At 47.7% G+C, this 18,762-nt stretch carries 13 protein-coding genes; 3 read left to right on the top strand and 10 right to left on the bottom strand.

What is annotated here, in order from left to right:
* Positions 1-146 precede the first annotated feature (146 nt).
* From MKY97_RS09115 to MKY97_RS09100, 4 genes are all read right to left on the bottom strand, one after another.
* Entirely contained in the window at positions 147-3,407 is a 3,261-nt protein-coding gene (locus MKY97_RS09115) for an endo-1,4-beta-xylanase (protein ID WP_342555127.1), read from the bottom strand.
* A 374-nt stretch (positions 3,408-3,781) separates the two neighbouring features.
* Positions 3,782-4,813: a LacI family DNA-binding transcriptional regulator gene (locus MKY97_RS09110; RefSeq protein ID WP_342555126.1), complete on the bottom strand. Its 1,032-nt coding sequence runs from the start codon at positions 4,811-4,813 to the stop codon at positions 3,782-3,784.
* 128 nt (positions 4,814-4,941) lie between these two features.
* Positions 4,942-5,955, bottom strand: a complete 1,014-nt coding sequence (locus tag MKY97_RS09105; RefSeq protein ID WP_342555125.1) for a globin-coupled sensor protein — start codon at positions 5,953-5,955, stop codon at positions 4,942-4,944.
* Between the two features lie 236 nt (positions 5,956-6,191).
* On the bottom strand, positions 6,192-8,087 hold the full coding sequence (locus MKY97_RS09100; protein WP_342555124.1) for a PrkA family serine protein kinase: 1,896 nt from the start codon (positions 8,085-8,087) through the stop codon (positions 6,192-6,194).
* A gap of 359 nt (positions 8,088-8,446) precedes the next feature.
* Here MKY97_RS09100 and MKY97_RS09095 point away from each other — a divergent pair, with 359 nt between their 5' ends.
* Entirely contained in the window at positions 8,447-9,322 is an 876-nt protein-coding gene (locus MKY97_RS09095) for a DUF2161 family putative PD-(D/E)XK-type phosphodiesterase (protein ID WP_342555123.1), read from the top strand.
* A gap of 231 nt (positions 9,323-9,553) precedes the next feature.
* Here the strand turns inward: MKY97_RS09095 and tnpA are convergent, their stop codons facing one another.
* From tnpA to MKY97_RS09075, 4 genes are all read right to left on the bottom strand, one after another.
* The gene (gene tnpA, locus MKY97_RS09090) at positions 9,554-10,027 is read right to left on the bottom strand and encodes an IS200/IS605 family transposase (protein ID WP_138227108.1); all 474 of its coding nucleotides are present in this window, start codon (positions 10,025-10,027) and stop codon (positions 9,554-9,556) included.
* A 207-nt stretch (positions 10,028-10,234) separates the two neighbouring features.
* Complete coding sequence (locus MKY97_RS09085; RefSeq protein ID WP_342555122.1) at positions 10,235-10,861, bottom strand: FMN-dependent NADH-azoreductase; 627 nt, start codon at positions 10,859-10,861, stop codon at positions 10,235-10,237.
* 197 nt (positions 10,862-11,058) lie between these two features.
* Complete coding sequence (locus tag MKY97_RS09080) at positions 11,059-12,282, bottom strand: PLP-dependent aminotransferase family protein (RefSeq protein ID WP_342555121.1); 1,224 nt, start codon at positions 12,280-12,282, stop codon at positions 11,059-11,061.
* Positions 12,283-12,466: 184 nt separating this feature from the next.
* On the bottom strand, positions 12,467-13,123 hold the full coding sequence (locus tag MKY97_RS09075; RefSeq protein ID WP_342555120.1) for a response regulator transcription factor: 657 nt from the start codon (positions 13,121-13,123) through the stop codon (positions 12,467-12,469).
* A gap of 443 nt (positions 13,124-13,566) precedes the next feature.
* On the opposite strand from MKY97_RS09075, the gene MKY97_RS09070 reads away from it, so the two are divergent.
* Entirely contained in the window at positions 13,567-13,977 is a 411-nt protein-coding gene (locus MKY97_RS09070; protein ID WP_342555119.1) for a hypothetical protein, read from the top strand.
* Positions 13,974-15,038, top strand: coding sequence for a phosphodiester glycosidase family protein (locus tag MKY97_RS09065; RefSeq protein WP_342555118.1), 1,065 nt, complete (start codon positions 13,974-13,976; stop codon positions 15,036-15,038). Before MKY97_RS09070 ends, MKY97_RS09065 begins: the two co-directional genes overlap by 4 nt.
* 342 nt (positions 15,039-15,380) lie before the next feature.
* On the opposite strand, the gene MKY97_RS09060 is transcribed toward MKY97_RS09065, so the two are convergent.
* Entirely contained in the window at positions 15,381-16,403 is a 1,023-nt protein-coding gene (locus tag MKY97_RS09060; protein ID WP_342555117.1) for a LacI family DNA-binding transcriptional regulator, read from the bottom strand.
* Positions 16,404-16,496: 93 nt separating this feature from the next.
* Positions 16,497-18,644 carry a beta-glucosidase BglX gene (bglX, locus tag MKY97_RS09055; protein WP_342556287.1) on the bottom strand — a complete coding sequence of 716 codons (2,148 nt, stop codon included), beginning with the start codon at positions 18,642-18,644 and terminating at the stop codon, positions 16,497-16,499.
* Between the last annotated feature and the right edge of the window lie 118 nt (positions 18,645-18,762).

The raw sequence follows: 18,762 nt of genomic DNA, 5'->3' as shown, positions 1-18,762 counted from the left end.
AAACCCGCTTATGATGAATGTCTATAGTCTAAACGTCCCAGCCCTATAAATCAACACTTATTTCCAGAAACACAGCTTGTTTAAACCTGACTTCCTCATTTGAAGTGTTTCATTAAACGCCTGAACCCGGTGCATCGTCGGCCGCTTTATTTTTTCACCAGCAGCAGACTGCCAAACCCAGATGTGTCGCGATATGAATTGCCCGAAGGATCACTCCACATGAACACACTGCTGCGCTTGCCATCCCCTGCACCGTCATCATTCACCTGCAGATCAAAACCAATCCACCTGCTCTGCTTGGAGCTGACATTCTCGAGTGGAATAGCTGCCTCGATCACATACCCGTCCTTGGTCAGACGAGCACTCGATTTGAACTGCTCCTTGCGGGCATTGCCTCCATAGGAAATTTCATTGTCGAAGTTCACCCGGTATTGGGCGTCATCGTCCTCATAACTGCTCGTTTGGTTTTTGTTCAGATCAATGAACAACTCAATGGAGTCCTGTTCATGTGCATTCGCACTTTTTTTGCTGAGCAGCGGATCTGTGACTTGAGCAAGTACGTAGAGATATTTCTCATCCCAGAGCAGCTTCGCCTTGGCCTTAGCACCAGAATCTCCTGCGACCTTAACATCCGTTGAGATCGTTACAGCTTTTTTCCACTGCTTATCTTCTTTACCGTCCACTACCGGAGTTCCGTACGTAACTTTTACCTGTTTCAATACAGGGCCCAATTTGAGCTTGCCCCGGCTTTCCTTTTTCTGCGGCTGCTGATTATTTGTATCGTTCCAGACAATGATTGAAGTTTTACCGTCAGCTTGTTTATCCGTAATGCGGAAATCCAGAGACAGTACTTTGCCTTCGGTCAGATCAGCTGAGGAGAAGGGCAGGGATGCATACACAACATATCCCGATTTATTCTCTTTCACCTGATACAGCTTCTGATCTTTGCCTTTGCCGCCATCCCGGTTAAAGATATAATGCCCGTCCTTTGGCGTACTGGTTTTCTTGCCGGATGTCAGCTCTTCCGGACTGACAAAGACCTCTACCTGGTCACCCTTGAAACGTGTGGCATCTTTTACGTCAATACGCAGGTTCAGTTTTTTGCCATCCCATAACGTCTTCACTTCACCTGTAGTGCCTGCTGTGCCTTCAATGACATGCGAGAATGGCTGTGCCTTGACAGCTCCCCATAGAATATCCTCCTGTCCTTTGCGATCAGGCAGGGATACTTTCGACTGAGCTGCTGTCCACTCATTTCGATATACAGGCAGGGAGGCCGGGTCCACCAGTGCCCAGTAAGCCGGTTTGGCTTTCAGCTTGCGATCAAACAGAAGTGGTGCATCCTTTCTTCCTTTGACAGGGAAATCATCCAACCAAGTACCGTCGTCGGCAAGTCCCCATAACGTCACACTGTCCATAACACCACGATCGTCAAACTCTTTGAACAGGTCAAACAGCGCACGATAACGATACGCCTGCTCCAGCATCATCTCATCCGTTACAGGTTTCTCCTGCTCGGAGTTTCCGGAATAGATCGACATATCCAGCTCTGTCACTTGAATGTGAACGCCCAGAGCTGCAGCCCGGTTGAATGCTTCACGAATTTGTTTCACATCCGGTCCGTACATAGACACATGCATCTGAAATCCGATGGCATCAATCGGTGTACCTTTGGCCAGCAGCTTCTCTACAAGCTTGACCATATCGTTCATTTTGCTGACACTGCCCTCAATACCGTAATCATTGATCACCAATACCGCATCAGGATCAGCCTCGCGAGCGTAACGGAAAGCCAGTTCAATGTAATCACTGTCATCGCCGTCGCCATCTACATCACCAATAATATCCCGCCATTTCGAATTGCTCGCCTGATCACGCAGACCGCCGCCGTCCGAAATGACTTCATTGACAACATCCCACGTGTGCACTTTGCCTTTGTAGCGGCTCACAATCGTTTGGATATGTGTTTTCATGCGCTTCAGAAGCTGCTCACGCGTAGCAGGCTTCGATGGATCATTCGGATCCGTAAAGAACCAGTCCGGCACTTGACTGTGCCACAGCAGCGTATGACCTCTTACCTCCATATCGTTCGCCGCAGCAAAGTTAACCAGTCGATCCGCTTCAGACCAGACAAAGTTGCCTTCTGTTGGCTGCATTGCATCCATTTTCATAAAGTTGCCTGCAGTAATACTCTTGAAATGTTTCTTGAGCAGATCCGAGTGTGGGTCCTGTGGATCGAGAGCTGTCTGGTCAATCGCCGCACCCAGCGCATAAGACGTACCCAGCGTTTTAGCCAAGTCCGGAATATCCTGCTCAATCGCAATCGCTTCTGTCGCTGTAATCTGCACATCATCGATATAGAACGGAATGGTATCTGTTTCGGTCACTTCCGAAGACTGCTTCCAAGGTGTTTCGGCGTACATCCGCAATCCGCTTACACCTGTACTTTCTGCCGGCACGATGATATCTGCTTCGATTTTTTTCCACTGGCCTTTGTTCAGCGTAGTGGAAGCAAAAGTGGCATACTCCAGCTTAGCCGCATCACCGTTAAACTCCTTTTCCAGAGAGCCGTTGATCACCTGTGATGCTGGTCCTTCATCATACATTGCCCAGAAGGAGACATGAACTGTACTTCCCTTTTGCAAGTAAGGCAGCACCTCTACCAGCGGTCCGTGGTAAGTTTCCGTTCGGGAGGAGGTTTTCAAACTGCGGTTACTATTGTGTCCGATGCCGCTGACTACCTCCAGCTTCTCCGTACCGCGAGGCTTCCATTTTCCGATATTCCCATCTTCAAAATCAGCGTTAAACAAAGCTTTGCCCGGTTCTCCTGGTATACCCGGGTTCTCTGGGGCAGGCTTCACAAGCCGGATCTGGAACTCATCTAAAAAGTATGCAGCAGCTGCATCTGTGCTCTCCAGATACAGCTGCAGTCCGCTTCCCTGCTCATAGCTGTACTGACCCTGCAGCTTCACCCACTTTTGATCGGTTACCTGCTCGGCTGCGTTAACCTGATCGTACTGCGTATCCCCGCTGCCATCACGGCGTTCTACGGTGAATTTCAGATCAGCCGGTGCTGAACCTGCAGTCAGTTTCACATAACCGGAGATTTCTACAACTGCATTTTTGTTTACCACGTCTGTTAATGATAGGGAGGGTCCATTCCAGGCTTCCGTACGGCCTGTGGTTTGAAGGGAGTGTTTCCCTTGATAAGCCTGATCTCCATTCACTTCTACCTTCGCTGCCCCCCGGGCTGTCCAGCCTTGAGTCGTACCGTCTTCAAACGAATGAGACAACAGAATATCACCTGCATTTGCTGCGCTTGCCTTCCCTTCTCCTGCTCCGATTCCTGGAAGCAAGCTCAAGATCATCACGGCTGCCAAGCATAACCTCAACCATTTTCCCCGCACGTAAACTCCTCCTTGTCAATTTCATCATCCATCCTGTAACGCAGTCAAACATCAGGCATTTCACGACACACTTCTGCATGCATGGATTTCCTCTGCTGGTCTGTTCGCTGGCAGCTGCTCACGCTGCTGCACGGATGGGATCAGGAACATTCAATGCACGGTCCTTAACCTCCTCAAGTGAGCCTTATAGCGCCCTGGAGAACCTGCTTCACACCAAAAGTAAGCGGTTACATAATCAAATTTATGTCATTGTACCTTTAACTGTAAATATGGAAATTTAGTGTCCAACCCCCTCTTTTTATACTTCTGACTGTTAACGATGCCTTTTTCACTCCAACTTCACGTTATATTCTGGCACTAAAAAAAAGCACAGCCTAAGGCTGTGCAGGTACTTCCTGATCCGCTTCATTTACTGGCGCCGTTGTCTGGCGGATAATTAAATTTGATGGCTCCGTCACGACAGGCGGTGTATAAGATGGATTCTCAACCATAGCAATCAGATATTCAATGGCTCGAATACCAATATTGTAAATATTCTGATTCACCGTGGTCAAACCTGGCTTAAACACTTCTGCATAATACGTGTTGTCGAATCCGACCACAGAAATATCTTCCGGCACACGGAAGCCATGTTTCTCAATCTCATGGATTGCGCCAAAGGCAGACATGTCTGATGCACAGATTACTCCTGTAGGCTGTTCCCGCAGCGCCAGCAAACGACGCGCTGCCTTCGCGCCTCCATCAAAGGAATAGTCACAGACTTCCAGATAGATCGTTGCATACGGAATGCCGCATAGACGCAGCCCCTCCTTGTACCCATCCAGACGCAGATTGGCTACAGCAGGTCCCAGGGTACCTGAAATATAGGCAATCTTGCGATGCCCCAGCTCATAGAGATGTTTGACTGCCATCGCGACGCCGTTAACATTATCTGTTGTAATATATCCTGCACGTTTGCCGAACAGGTCAGTATCAATAAACATCGTCGGGATCTCTGCAGTGACCAATTCCTGAATACTTTTATTTTCCCGCCCTTCCCCGAAAACAACAACGCCATCCACATTTCGACTGCGGCAGTGCTTGATGAATGAATATGTAGGGTCATCAAATCGTGTTGATAATCGAACTAGATCATAACCGCTGTTTTCCAAAGCTGTTTTGATACCTTCAAGTAATTCCGATACAAACGGGTTCGTAAACGGAACGGTAAGCAGCACCCCCACTGTCCATGAACGGCGTTTAACCAGTCCACGTGCGACAACATTGGGTTGATATTTTAATAGTTCGATGGCTGTATTCACTTTTTTACGTGTTTTTTCGCTAACATCCGGGTAATCGTTTAACACTTTGGAAACGGTTGCAACCGATACGCCCGCCTCTTTGGCCACATCATGAATAGAAGCCATCTAATCACCTCAACCTCTTTATGAATCCCCTGTCTCCGGTTATATTGTCTATAACATCGGCAGGTTTGTCTACCATTATAGCTTATTACAGCCCGAAACGGTATGGAAGGTTCATGCGGGCTCGGAGCTTACTTATCCTGCTGCTGTTCGAGTTTTTTCAAGTCCGCTGCAAGCCTCTCCATAGCCGTCGCAAAAACGGCAAGCTCGGACGAACGTGAAGCCTGACTCCGTGCTCCGCTCGATGTGCGGGTAGATTCATGCTGTACTTTCCTTAATTTTTCCATGATTTGATCCAGGTTGGACTGGATTTTACTCTGCGCTTCTCTGGAGCTTGCCGCCAGTTTGCGCACCTCGCTTGCGACCACTTCAAATCCACGTCCAAACTCTCCAGCATGCGCTGCTTCAATGGCAGCGTTCAAGCCGACAAGATGACTTTGATCAGAAATTTCACGAATCAGCTCACCCATTTTTTCGATCTGCTGCATTTCTCCAGTCAATTCTTCCAGCAGCATATGCGCCTGATCCTGAGAAACGGCTGTTTCCTTCGCTACAGCGGAGATGGACACTGCATTTTCATTTAATTCTGTAATCATACCCGTAAGCTCCTGGGTAATCTTCGTGATGGCCTGCAGTGTATGATCCTGATCCGCAGCAAGCTCCTCAAGCTGCTCTTTTTCCTGCTTTTCATAAGCTTCCAAAACCAGCTGCGAGTCCAGGTTGAACATTTTGCTCAGTGCATGTATAACGGGATGCCACGAAGCCGGAATGAGCTGCTGAAATATGTTCGTGGCAATATCCAGATAAACCATGTAAGCGCCCAGATAATAGTTAGCCGTTAGTCCAATGCGTGAATGTACCAGCCCAATGGTAATCCGCTGTTCAATATAGGCATCGTCGACAATCCCGTCCGTCATGGATAACCAGTACATCCGCTGCGTTTCCTTCAGCCGGTCAATATTGGAGAAACGGTCTATCAGTTCCATTAACTCAGGATACCTGCCGATGTGTTCATAGAAGTGATCAACCACTTCCTCAACGACTTTCTTGAAGACAGGCCGATGATCAGCAAGCAGTCTTAAATCCCCTACATCCAGCCCCACGTAATCCAGTTGTTTCTGTCTTTCTGCTGAAATACTGCTCATATCAGATCAGATCAACTCCTTATCCACTTTTACTGCAAAATTAAAAAGATTTTAATTGATTATAGACTAAAATACCTAATCAAACATATACCCTAAGAACTATTTACCGTAGAACTAATCCTATTTTTGTTAATATTTGTTCATTTTTGATCTTTTCAATATAAAAAGGCCCTGAATATGCTGTGAAGGAGCCTCACAACAAATCTTCAGGACCTGATTCGGAATGGTGCGGCAGGTTAGCGGTTAAGCAAACTTCCCACGTATCTTAACAATTCATTGGCGCTTGCAGCTGTATATCCATGTTCTTCAATGAGACGTTTGATGACTTCATTCATTCGCTTCAATTGTGTAGCATCCGGTGTTTTCGTAGAGGTCGTAATCTTGACAATATCTTTGAGATCCGCAAACAATTTCTTCTCGATGGCTTCCCGCAGCCGATCATGGCTGCTGTATTCAAACTTGCGCTCCTTGCGGGAGTATGCCGAGATTCGAATCAAAATCTCTTCCCTGAACGCTTTTTTTGCATTCTCCGAGATGCCGATCTGCTCCTCAATGGAGCGCATCAGCCGCTCATCCGGGTCCATCTCCTCATCTGTAAGCGGATCACGGATTTTCGACCAGTTGCAGAAGGCTTCAATGTTATCCAGATAATTTTCGAACAGCGTTTTGGCGGATTCTTCAAATGAGTAAACAAAAGCTTTCTGTACTTCCTTCTTCGCCAGTTCATCATACTCTTTACGTGCAAGAGCGATAAAGTTTAAATACCGCTCGCGCTCTTCCTTCGTAATGGAAGCATGCTGATCCAGCCCATCCTTGATGGCACGCAGAATATCCAGCGCGTTAATGCATTGAAGGTTTTGCTTAATCAAAGCACTGGATATCCGGTTAATGACGTACCGAGGATCAATACCGGACATGCCCTCATCCAAATATTCATTTTGCATTTCGCGCAGATCGGCTTCCTTGTACCCCTCAACCTCTTCGCCGTCGTACATCCGCATTTTTTTCACCAGGTCCATGCCTTGTTTTTTTGTTTCCTTCAATCGGGTAAGTATGGAAAAAATAGCTGCTGTTCGCAGCGCATGCGGTGCGATGTGCACGTGTTTCATATCACTTTGCTGAATAAGCTTGGCGTAAATTTTCTCTTCTTCCGATACCTTCAGGTTATAAGGTATGGGCATGACAATCATCCGCGACTGCAAAGCCTCATTTTTCTTATTGGATATAAAAGACTTATACTCGGATTCATTTGTGTGTGCCACGATCATCTCATCCGCACTGATCAGCGCGAAGCGGCCCGCTTTAAAATTCCCTTCCTGCGTCAGGGATAACAGGTTCCACAGAAATTTCTCATCACATTTCAGCATCTCCTGGAATTCCATCAAACCACGGTTGGCCTTGTTCAGCTCCCCGTCAAAACGATACGCGCGCGGATCCGATTCCGATCCAAACTCGGTAATTGTTGAGAAATCGATGCTGCCTGTCAGGTCAGCGATATCCTGTGATTTCGGGTCTGACGGACTGAATGTACCAATCCCCACCCGGTTATCTTCAGAGATAATGACCCGTTCCACCGGAACTTTACTGATATCGCCACCGTACTCCGTGCGCAGTCTCATCTGGCAGGATGGGCACAGATTGCCTTCGATACGCACACCAATCTCTTTCTCCACCTCTGCTCGAAGCTCCAGTGGGATGAGATGAAGCGGCTCCTCATGCATCGGGCATCCTTCAATGGCGTAAACTGCCCCTTTCTCCGTTCGTGAAAATTGTTCCAGCCCACGCTTCAGCAGCGTCACCAGCGTAGACTTCCCTCCGCTGACAGGCCCCATCAGCAGCAAAATCCGCTTGCGTACATCCAGACGGCGTGCAGCCGAATGGAAATATTCTTCCACCAGCTTCTCAATGGAACGATCCAGTCCGAAGATCTCTTGCTCGAAAAATTTGTACCGCTTGTGCCCCCCGACCTCTTCTACCCCAAACGATTCAATCATCTGATACACTCGTGCGTGAGCCGTCATTGCTGGAGTCGGGTCCTCCCTCAGCAGGGCAATATAATCTTCAAATGTTCCGTTCCATGACAAACGGTCACTCTCTGCCCGATATTCCGCAACACGTTCAAAAATATTCATGCTTGGTACCTCCCATGGCTCCTTTAGTGTGATTGTCAACCATTCCGAATGGTATGAAGAAATCAATAGAATTGCAGCTCCTGCTTGAATACCCTTCTGCGGTCGGCTTCGTCCCGCCAGCCTTGTTCCAAATGTCTTGTATGGATGTGAAAAGTGTATTACATACCTATGCGGCAACTTGGATAAGTTGACCTCTTTTTTTCAAACCTTCGCGCTGAATTTTACGTACGCACTGTTCTATCAGACATCTTCTGGCCTCAGAAAAAAAAGCATGAATATGCTATAATAAAGGTTCTATCCAAGGAAACCGGACAACGCAATGAAAACAGACAAACAACTTCAAGAGAGGAGCGGAGAGCATGGCTGTACAGTATGAAACGGAGCTGTATTCCCCCGTCAAAACTTTTTTTGAACAGCGCGGATTCGATGTCAAGGCAGAGGTGAAGCACTGTGACCTAGTCGGAGTCAGCGCGGATCAGACTGAACCCCTTATTGTAGAGATGAAAAAAACGTTTAACCTGTCTCTGCTCCTGCAGGGCATGCAGCGCCTCAAGCTCAGCCCGCTCGTATACTTGGCGGTAGAGCGTAACCGAACCAAGCGCGGAGCCGTCAATCAGCGCTGGGGCGAACTAACCGCACTGTGCAGCCAGCTTGGTCTCGGGCTGCTGACGGTCACCTTTTACAAAACCAAACCACCTCTGATTGATGTACTTTGCGACCCTGCGGTGTACTCGGCTGCTGGCAAAGCCGTACCCTCCGCTCGAAAAAGCGGTATACGCCGGCAGCGTTTGCTTAAGGAGTTTGATGAACGGAGCGGAGATTACAATACAGGCGGCAGTACAGGCCGGCAGCTGATGACGGCTTATCGCGAAAAAGCGATACGTGTCGCAGCAGCCTTGAGGTCGAGCGGTGAATCTTCCCCGGCAGCACTTGCCCGGCAGACAGGTGTAGGCACAGCGGCATCCATTTTGCAAAAAAATTATTACGGCTGGTTTGAACGTGTCTCCCGCGGAAAGTACATGTTAACCGTTAAAGGGATTGAGGCATTATCCGAGCATGTATTTGTAATGCAGGATCAGGGTTTGATGACCGGGGAGGTTGACGAATGGACGGAACAGGATGGGGTCAACGGACAGGATATGAACTCGGATGAACTCGAGCATGCAGCGGATGAAGAGCTTGCCCTGGTCGCTGAAGTCACCGAACAATATCTCCTGAACACAACCAAAAACTAAATCGATATGATGAACTATAGGGAACTGCTCTGGAGTCACCATCCTCCAATGTGAACGTACAGCTTGATGCTCACAATGTCATACAGCACAATCAGGACCACCCGTCCAACGGGTGGTTTGCTCTTGGGGTATAACCCCCTGTTGCCAAACTGCGCCTAAAGACGCTAGCCTGACAGCAGGGCTGTTCAGGCTCAGTGTAATTTGTCTCTTTCACTTACCAGTAAACTGGTTTTACTTCTTTTTGCTTCGATTACTGCTGAATGGATCTTCGTATTCTTTTACACTCAGCTTATCTACCGCCTGATCATGTGCTTCTTGCTCACGAATATACTTTCTTACGGTTGCTTCATTTAGACCCACTGTGCTCACATAGTACCCTTCGGCCCAAAATTTTCGATTTCCGTATTTATACTTAAGCTGGGCATGTTTTTCGAAGATCATGAGCGAACTTTTTCCCTTTAGATATCCCATAAACGTGGAGACCGCAATTTTTGGAGGGATGGCTACTAACATATGGACATGATCGGGCATCATGTGACCTTCTATGATTTCGACTCCTTTGTACTTGCACAAACGTTTAAAGATTTCGATTAAATCTCTTCTCACTTGATTATAGATTTCTTTCCGTCTATACTTCGGGGTGAACACAATGTGGTACTTACACATCCACTTTGTGTGAGCTAGGCTGTAGCTCTTGGTTGCCATGAATGACCATTCCTTTCTTTTTGAGCCTGAACATCTCAATTGTATTGGAATGGTCATAATGGTCAAACCCTTCATCCCTCCACCCGCATAGCGGGTGGTTTTTTGTTTCGCGCGTTTCACGCACTCAACTGGCTAAAGCCATAAAAAAAACGCCTGTCATCTCCTGGGGAGACGACGGGCGTTCTCTTTAAATCGAAATGGAAAAGCTTAGAAGCTTGCTGCCACTTCTTTAGCCAATTTCAAACCAGCTTCTACGATCTCTTGGGAACGATCAGGTGAAGCATTGTGACCTTCAACTACAACAACTTCAGGGTTTTGAATGCCCCAGAAGCCAAGTACGTTCGTTACATAACGAACAGACATTTCAGCAGATGCCATAGGCTCTACGGAATATACGCTGCCGCGTGCGTTAAGCAGTGCAACTTTTTTGTCGCCTACCAGACCTACAGGGCCTTCAGCAGTGTATTTGAACATTTTGCCTGCTTGGCTCAGGTAAGAAATGTAGTTCACCAGTGGTGCTGGAACAGTGAAGTTCCACAGCGGGAATGCAAATACCACTTTATCAGCCGCCAGGAATTGATCCTGCAGTTGTGCAGCCAGTGCTGCTGCTTTTTGCTCTTCTGGTGTTGCTTCGATACCGTTAGCTGCTTTGTAACCACCAGTGATTACAGTGTTACCGTAGTAAGGAAGATCCGTATTGTAGAGATCCAGCTCAGTGATTGTATCGCCTGGGTGGGACTCTTTGTATGCGCTCAGGAATGCATCGTACAATTGAACACTAATTGCTTGATCCGCAGGACGGTCATTAGCTTTAATAAAAAGAACGTTAGACATGTTGAAATTTCCCCCAATAATTAAAATGTATGAGTGCGTATCCCGAACTCGCAACTGCTGCTGCCCAGTATAAAGAAACCAACAACTCATTAATACATATTATATATAAAAATGTTAGTGGATGCAATAAGGTAATCTAGGTTATCTATATATTTAAAATTCGAATCGAATAACTACGTATACAATCTTCTCTTCTTCTAGCTCCGTGCTGTAAATTCCGAGATAGCTTCGCTAATGAGATTCATGCCAAGCAGCAGCTCATCACGGCCCGGATGGCTGAAATTCAACCGAATGTATCGTTGATCCAGCGTGCCTGTAGAACATAGCGTTCCGGGCAGAAAAGATACCCCTTTTACTAAAGCTGCCTTGAGCAATGCCTCACTGTTCAATCCTTCAGGCAGCTGCACCCACAGATACATTCCCCCTTGAGGGATATGATAGCTGCACCCTTTCCAGCCAGGTCTTTTCAATAATTCTAACATCAATTTAAGTCTTATTTTGTACTCTTTGTTCAGCATGGACAAATGGTCACTCCACCGGAAAGGAGACTGTGCGAGCAGTTGATACAGCAGCCGTTGGTTCATCGGACTGGACTGTCCATCTGCAATTCGCTTAACGGATGTCATCGCCTGGATCAATGCCGGGTGGCCTGCCGCCCATCCCGTGCGGAGGGCGGGTGCAACCGTTTTGCTGAAAGAGCCAATATGCAGAACATGTCCACCCTGATCCGCGGTATCCAGTGCGAAGAGTGAAGGGTATTTTCGATAGAACGCAGACGGCTCCAAACCGTCAAAATGAAGCTCTCCATAGGAGTCATCCTCGACAAGCAGGACTCCATAACGAGAACACAAGTCAAGTACGGCTTCTCTCCGTTCCATGCTCCACAGAATGCCGGTAGGGTTAGAAAAGCTGGGTGCAGCAAAAAGCAGCTTCGGCCTCACCTGCTGCATGTGCTGTTCCAACAAATCCGGCAGAATGCCGTCCTGATCTCCCAAGACGGGTACAATGGCCGCTCCCTGCATTTCCAGTACTTCAAGACAGCCAGGAGAGGTAGGATGCTCTACAAGCACAGAGTCTCCCGGCTCCAGCAGCAGACGCATCACGAGATCAATGGCCTGCTGGGTACCTGTGGTCAGCAGAATCTGGTCGGACACAGTCCGTATACCTTTGCGAACATTCCAATCGTTGTTCAGCCATTCCCTTAGCGGGGCATATCCTGCGGGCTCACCATACTGCAGAGCAGAAGGACCTGAACTGAAAACAGACAGTGCCGCTTCCTCCAGCAATTGAAAAGGAAACAGTTCCTCCGCAGGCAGTTCTTCAGCGAGTGAAATGAAATACTCCTTGCCGGACATCTCACGGATATCCCTCAATGGTGAAGACAAAAGCCTGTTGGTTCGGGAAGCAAAGAAATATTTCATGGATAGATCCCCCTTCATCTCTATTCCGAAACTGTTCTCGCAGCCGCCCTACAACCTATTCCAGATGAACAACAAATATAACTGGAAGCATGCCTGATTTATGACCTGTCTGGACCAATCTGATTTCGACCTGTTAGGAACTATTTTAGTTCGACCTGCCAGCCAGGGCCGGTGGAAGCAATAATCAGGACACTGTCTTGGACTGCCTTGCATGCAGGGCATAACGTTCGATGGCCTGCGCTCTGCTGCTTACTTCCAGCTTCACATAGATTTTACGCAAATAATTATCAATTGAGCGTCTGCTCACATTGATCTCACTCGCTATTTTATCATAGGTTACCCCTTGAACAATTCTTTCCATAATAAAAGTTTCTGTTTCTGTTAATTCAATCAGACTTTCTTCTGCCTGCGAATCGGTAGGCTGGCCCCAATCTGTACTGTGCAGCCACGACATCGGGATGGAAACATAGCCCTCCCGCAGCCCGGAGATGAGATGAATCAGTTGACTTGGAGAAGCCTGTTTCGATAACATACCGCTTGCTCCAATGCTCATTAGATGGCGGAAGAGCTTGACGTTATCTTCATCTGTCAAAATAACAATATGTGTTTCATTCGACAGCTCTTTTATTTGAGCGATGTATTGATCTGCCTGTCCCTCTGGAAGACGATAATCCATGAGAATCAGATCGGGCTTGTGCATAGTCACAAGTTCGAGGCCTTCCGTTCCGGTTGAAGTCATACCACGCACCGTCAGATCCTTCTGCTCTTCCAAAATTAATTTTGTACCCAGCATGCTGGTGGGGTGGATATCTACGATGACCACCTGCCATACTTTTTTCATTGCGGTTCCCCCTGTTATGTATTGGGCAGTTGACTTCTGCTTCTCATCTACATTCTTTACGCAGTTTATGCGACAGTCCGAGTATAGATGAAGCAAGGGTCGGATTATGTCGAATAACAAAAGAATACAGGACCCAGACGCTCAAAAGCTCTGTTTTATAACTGTATCTCACGCTAACGACGGCAAAACGGCCCTCTTTCCATGCCTGAAATGATCAAAACCTAGTATAAATTTCCTGCATTTCTATCTAAAAAAGTCGAAAGACTCGCCCAAAGTTCCTACTTATTGCATCTATAAGAAATTGTATCCTAGGACTTCCTTCCGATGCAATCTCTTTTTAAGCTATTATTTAAAGAATTTCATTTTTGCGTAATGAATTGCAGCATGGTAGAATGAGGATTGGAATTTTTTTAACCATAATCTATCAAACCAGGAGTGATGTTATGAAACTATCCGACCCGTCTTCTGACATCCATCACACCCGGAGCGCCAAAGGCAGGATCAGATCATCGGTCAAGTGGTTTCTGGTCATGTGGATTGTTCTTATTGCATTAGGTGTTACAGGTACCTACTATTATAGTAACCACCTCCAGCAGCAGATGATCAACCAGCTTCAGGTTCATACACAGCAGCAGATAGACGCACTCAAAACCGATTATGAAAAGCAGCTGACAACGATATCATCGGAAGTCGAAGCACTGCAGGGACAAGTCCAGTCTTTCAATGAACTGTTGACGTTCACTAAGGATAATGCAAGCAGCAAAACGGATAACAGCAATAAATTGTATACGCAGCTGAGCGAAGTGAAAAAGCAGCTCGATGCTCTCCAGAAAAAGATGGACTTGCTCAAATGATTACACCCGTGAAACAGGTTAATCGTTTTTTTATGCTTGCACTGGCTCCTTTTATAGGATTAATTATATGCATGCTGCTGTTTCGTCCCGAGCTTGAGACCGGAAACGTGCTTCCCGCTGCTTTGCCTGAAGATCGGGTAACCGCTCAGACCCAAGCCATCAGCAGGGAACTTGCCGGAGCAAAAGATGCTGCGGTTCAAACTTCTTCTTCTATTAAAAGAACAACGCAGCTGTATAACAAAACCACCAGCACCATGTCAACCATAGTACAGAAGGCTGCGGTTCAGGCTTCACGTCCGGAAACCATCTACAACAAACGAATTACATCCAAACTCGGTATTCCTTTCGAGCGTGTGGATAGCGACCGGATCACCATTGAAATGTACCATGTTAATCCCGGTACCTACACAGGATATGCCATGAAGATAAAACTGAAGGATCCCAGCGCCATGCAGATGGCCATGAGCAGTGAGCCTGGACGTTCGGAGACAACGATGCAGGCCGTGAAACGGAGCGGAGCCATTGCCGGAATTAATGCCGGCGGATTCGCTGACAGCGGCGGTAAACGATATCCTCTCAGTACAACGGTCATGGACGGTAAGTACGTAAATGGTTTTCAAGCCAGTTTCAAAGACCTGTTCTTTGTTGGCCTTAATGATGCCGGCAAGCTGGTTGGAGGCAAATTTTTTGATAAAAGCACACTGGATCGTTTACGCCCCCAATTCGGAGCAACATTTGTACCGATCCTTATGAAAAATGGACAGAAAACGATTATTCCAGACAAATGGAAAGTATCACCGAAACGGGCACCAAGAACCGTCATTGGAAACTACAAAGACGATCAATTACTTATTATTGTTGTCGACGGATATAACGAAAGCGGAAGCTCTGGTGCCACGCTTGAAGAGCTGCAGGGCAGATTGCTCAAACTGGGCGTAATCGATGCCTATAACCTCGATGGCGGCGGTTCCTCATCGCTAATTCTGAATAACCGGGTAATGAATAGACCTTCGGATGGCAGCTTGAGACCGGTGCCCACCCACTTTTTATTTTACAAATGATGGGATGAGGCATTCCTTTTCTAGTTAATATGGTTATAATAGAAGTAAATGAGCTTGTGCAGGAGGTGCGAAGTGTATGTCGTTTTCACTGACATTCTGGATTATTGCTGTTGTATTAACACTGTTTATCACAGGCATTCTCACTTCATCCTACAACCATGACAAAACAAAAGGCCTGTAAAAAGCGAAGCCTCTCTCTGGAGAGGCTTTTTTTCATCTTCTCGCATACAGCAAAAGACAAGTCTCAAAAGAATGATTCATTCCTCCAAAGCTTGTCTCTTGCTGTAGCGTTTGATTTTGCAGATAAGCAGCAGGTAAGGTTGTGAAACATGTTAAATTGCTTCAATAGCTTGCTGCACGTTCATTTGGCATGGAAAGTATGGAGGCAGGATCAGCATGATTTGGTCCCTTCACCGACTCTCCTTCCACCAAAGTGACATATATCCGCTCATGATCGACCGGTTCTCCAGCGATAATTTTAATTAACTGCTCAGCCGCAAGCGCGCCCCACTTTCGTTTGGAGTAATCGATGCTTGCCAGCTTTGGCTGCACGTAGTTGCTCAGCTCAATATGATCGAAGCCAATGACATCGATCTGCTCTCCCACCTGAAGGTCACTATCTGCAAGACGGTCACATAAGCCGATAGCCATCTCATCATTAAGACAAAATACCGCTGCCGGTCCGTTATACGTCTGTATAATGTGATCCGCAGCTCGTTCTCCTCCGCTTTTCTCGAAATCTCCCGCGATTTCGATCCATTCGACATCCGCCTCACGCTCTGCAACCTGCCTTACCGCCTTCAAACGCTGTACGGAGTCAAACGATCCTTCCGGACCTGTAACTACATAGATTTTTTTGTGTCCCTGTTCAATCAAATATTCCATCGCCAGTGTAGCGCCAGCCTTGTTATCCAGCAGTACCTGATTAATGTTTGCATGTTTCAGCTCACGGTCGAGCACTACAATTTTATGTCCCCGATCGGCATACTGCATCAGTTCCTCACTAGCAAAGGTATGATCGAGAATAATGGCGCCATCGATCATTCTTTCGGGCAGCATCCGATGGGACTGTTTACCGCTGCATACAATGAGATCGTACCCTTGGGCATTGCACACCGCCTTCATCCCGCTTAACAAGTCGCCATACACATCACCGCTGAAATCCGTGAGAAACACACCCAAAATCCGTGACTCTCTCTTTTTTAATGTTCGTGCAGCTGCATTGGGAACATAGTTCAGCTCTTTGGCAATGGCCAAAATTTTGGAACTCGTCTCATCGGTCACTTTGCTGCTTCCATTCAGCGCGTATGATACGGTCGAGATGGAAACTCCCGCCTTTTTGGCGATATCCTTGATACTGACCATATTCTTCGCTCCTCTGTTATGTGGATCAGGCCTTTCCTTACGAAAGACCTGATTATATTAAGTAATGGTATCTGTTTGTAAACTAAGTTCTGTTTAAACCAGTCTGAATGTACGGCTTTGTGTGTCTCTGCTGTTGGGTCCAACCAAAACATGAAACTCTCCGCGATCACTCCGATGGCTCAGATCAGAATGATGATAGCGCAGCTGCTCTTCATGTAATGTAAACACTGCTGTGCCGGTCTCGCCTGGGGCCAGGGACAACCTCACATAATCTTTCAGCTCACGCATAGGACGAACCACTTCACCGCTTACATCCCGAACGTACAATTGCACAGTCTCCACACCAGCACGATCTCCTGTATTGGTTACACTCAACTGAACCGTCAGAGAATCATTCGCAGTCATCTCCTGACCCGACACTTCAATCTCTCCATAAGCGAATGTGGTATAGGAAAGACCGTATCCAAATGGGAATAACGGTTCATTCGGACTGTCGATATATTGGGAAACATAACGATTCTCGGTATTATCCGGGTTGATTGGGCGCCCCGTATTGAAATGATTGTAATATACCGGTACCTGCCCAACCGATTGCGGGAAGGACATCGTCAGTCTGGCAGATGGATTAACCGCACCCGTGAGTACATCCGCAATGGCTGCTCCGCCTTCGCTTCCCGGGAACCAGGCTTCAAGTACAGCATGCGATTCCGCAATAACTCCGTTCAGATCGAGCGGACGGCCATTGAAAATAACACTCGCAATCGGTTTACCTACGGCCTGCAGTGCCTGCACCAGCTGAAGCTGCGCGGCTGGCAGACGAATGTCAGTGCGTGAGCCGCCTTCACCGCTCATCTCTGAATCTTCGCCCAATGCAAGCACAATGACATCAGACTGACTTGCAGCTTCAAGCGCTTCGGCAATCTGTTCTTTCGTGATGGTGTGCACATAACTGCCCTGCGCCATACGAACCGTACCTTGCGGTAAACGTTCTTGAAGCGCTGTACCCAGCTTCACCGCATCTGCTTTAACGCCTTCACAGGACCACCATCCGAGAATATCCTCACTGTCGGCGAACGGTCCGATCAATGCCACGTTCGCATCAAGTCGGAGTGGAAGGACCTGATTTTCATTTTTCAGCAGCACTGCAGATTTCGCAGCAATTTCCCGCGATACTTCACGGTGCTCCTTGGAGAAGACAACTTCACGCTCGCGAACAGGATCAGCGGCGCGGAAGGGGTTATCAAACAGCCCCAGCTTGTCTTTGAGCTGCAGCACCCGCAGCACGGCTTCATCTACAAGATGTTCCTCCACTTCACCCTTTTGAACCAGTTCAGGCAGATGTTTAACATAGCATGGAGTCATCATCTCCATGTCCACACCCGCGCGGATCGCGCGATAAGCAGCTTCACGATCATCCTCAGCTGCACCATGCGCAATCATCTCCCGGATCGAAGCCCAGTCAGAGATCAATACGCCATCGAAGCCCCATTCATCACGCAAAATGCCGCGCATTAACTTCTCATTCCCGCTGGCTGGAATACCGTCTACCGTGTTGAATGAAGTCATCACCATCTCCACACCAGCATCCAGTGCTGCCTTATATGCCGGTAAATAATATTCACGCAGCTGCCGTTCTGACATATCTACCGTGTTGTAATCACGCCCGCCTTCCGCGGCACCATATGCCGCAAAATGTTTGACACAGGCTGCCAGACGATCCAGCTCTTCTGTCAGGTTATCCCCTTGATATCCACGTACAAAAGCAGCGGCAAACAGGCTGTTCAGATACGGATCTTCACCTGTCGTTTCCATGACTCGACCCCACCGCGGATCACGAACCAGGTCCACCATCGGTGCAAAGGTTACATGCAGACCGGATACAGCGGATTCACGCGCGGCAATCTCCGCACTTTTCTCCGCAAGCTCCAGATCCCACGAGCAGCCGATCGCCAGCGGAATGGGGAAAATGGTTTTGAAGCCATGAACCACGTCTGCCATGAACAGCAGCGGGATGCCAAGACGGCTGTTTTTCATATAGGCCTGCTGTACATCCATAATGGCCTGTGCACCGGATAAACCTAAAATCGATCCACTTGCACGTACAGATGATTCCGTGATGCCCATTTCTTCCATCGGACCTGTAATCTGGCCCTGTGTATCTGTTCCTTCATAGAAATTGGCCGTCAGCTGCAGCAGCTGGGCCACCTTCTCCTCCAGCGTCATTTGATTCACCAAATCCATCAACTGCTGATTGTTCACTTAACCATCCTCCACTTCTACTGCATTTGTATTGAAAGAAAGAACCCGGCTGCGTTCGGGGAGAGACCGCGCACCGGGTTCAAACGGACGGGAGACAGAA

Origin of the sequence: Paenibacillus sp. FSL R7-0652, assembly GCF_038595045.1 — a bacterium.
In the GTDB taxonomy this organism is placed as follows: Bacteria; Bacillota; Bacilli; order Paenibacillales; family Paenibacillaceae; genus Paenibacillus.
Note: the sequence above shows the minus strand (reverse complement) of the source record. Positions and strands in the feature narration are given on the sequence as shown.

What these genes read in the sequence shown, in the direction of transcription:
- bglX (WP_342556287.1), bottom strand. Translation starts at nt 18,644, where the DNA reads ATGGATTTGGTGAATCAAATGACGCTGGAGGAGAAGGTGGCCCAGCTG.
- MKY97_RS09070 (WP_342555119.1), top strand. Translation starts at nt 13,567, where the DNA reads ATGAAACTATCCGACCCGTCTTCTGACATCCATCACACCCGGAGCGCC.
- MKY97_RS09065 (WP_342555118.1), top strand. Translation starts at nt 13,974, where the DNA reads ATGATTACACCCGTGAAACAGGTTAATCGTTTTTTTATGCTTGCACTG.
- MKY97_RS09060 (WP_342555117.1), bottom strand. Translation starts at nt 16,403, where the DNA reads ATGGTCAGTATCAAGGATATCGCCAAAAAGGCGGGAGTTTCCATCTCG.
- tnpA (WP_138227108.1), bottom strand. Translation starts at nt 10,027, where the DNA reads ATGGCAACCAAGAGCTACAGCCTAGCTCACACAAAGTGGATGTGTAAG.
- MKY97_RS09075 (WP_342555120.1), bottom strand. Translation starts at nt 13,123, where the DNA reads ATGAAAAAAGTATGGCAGGTGGTCATCGTAGATATCCACCCCACCAGC.
- MKY97_RS09100 (WP_342555124.1), bottom strand. Translation starts at nt 8,087, where the DNA reads ATGAATATTTTTGAACGTGTTGCGGAATATCGGGCAGAGAGTGACCGT.
- MKY97_RS09105 (WP_342555125.1), bottom strand. Translation starts at nt 5,955, where the DNA reads ATGAGCAGTATTTCAGCAGAAAGACAGAAACAACTGGATTACGTGGGG.
- MKY97_RS09085 (WP_342555122.1), bottom strand. Translation starts at nt 10,861, where the DNA reads ATGTCTAACGTTCTTTTTATTAAAGCTAATGACCGTCCTGCGGATCAA.
- MKY97_RS09110 (WP_342555126.1), bottom strand. Translation starts at nt 4,813, where the DNA reads ATGGCTTCTATTCATGATGTGGCCAAAGAGGCGGGCGTATCGGTTGCA.
- MKY97_RS09095 (WP_342555123.1), top strand. Translation starts at nt 8,447, where the DNA reads ATGGCTGTACAGTATGAAACGGAGCTGTATTCCCCCGTCAAAACTTTT.
- MKY97_RS09080 (WP_342555121.1), bottom strand. Translation starts at nt 12,282, where the DNA reads ATGAAATATTTCTTTGCTTCCCGAACCAACAGGCTTTTGTCTTCACCA.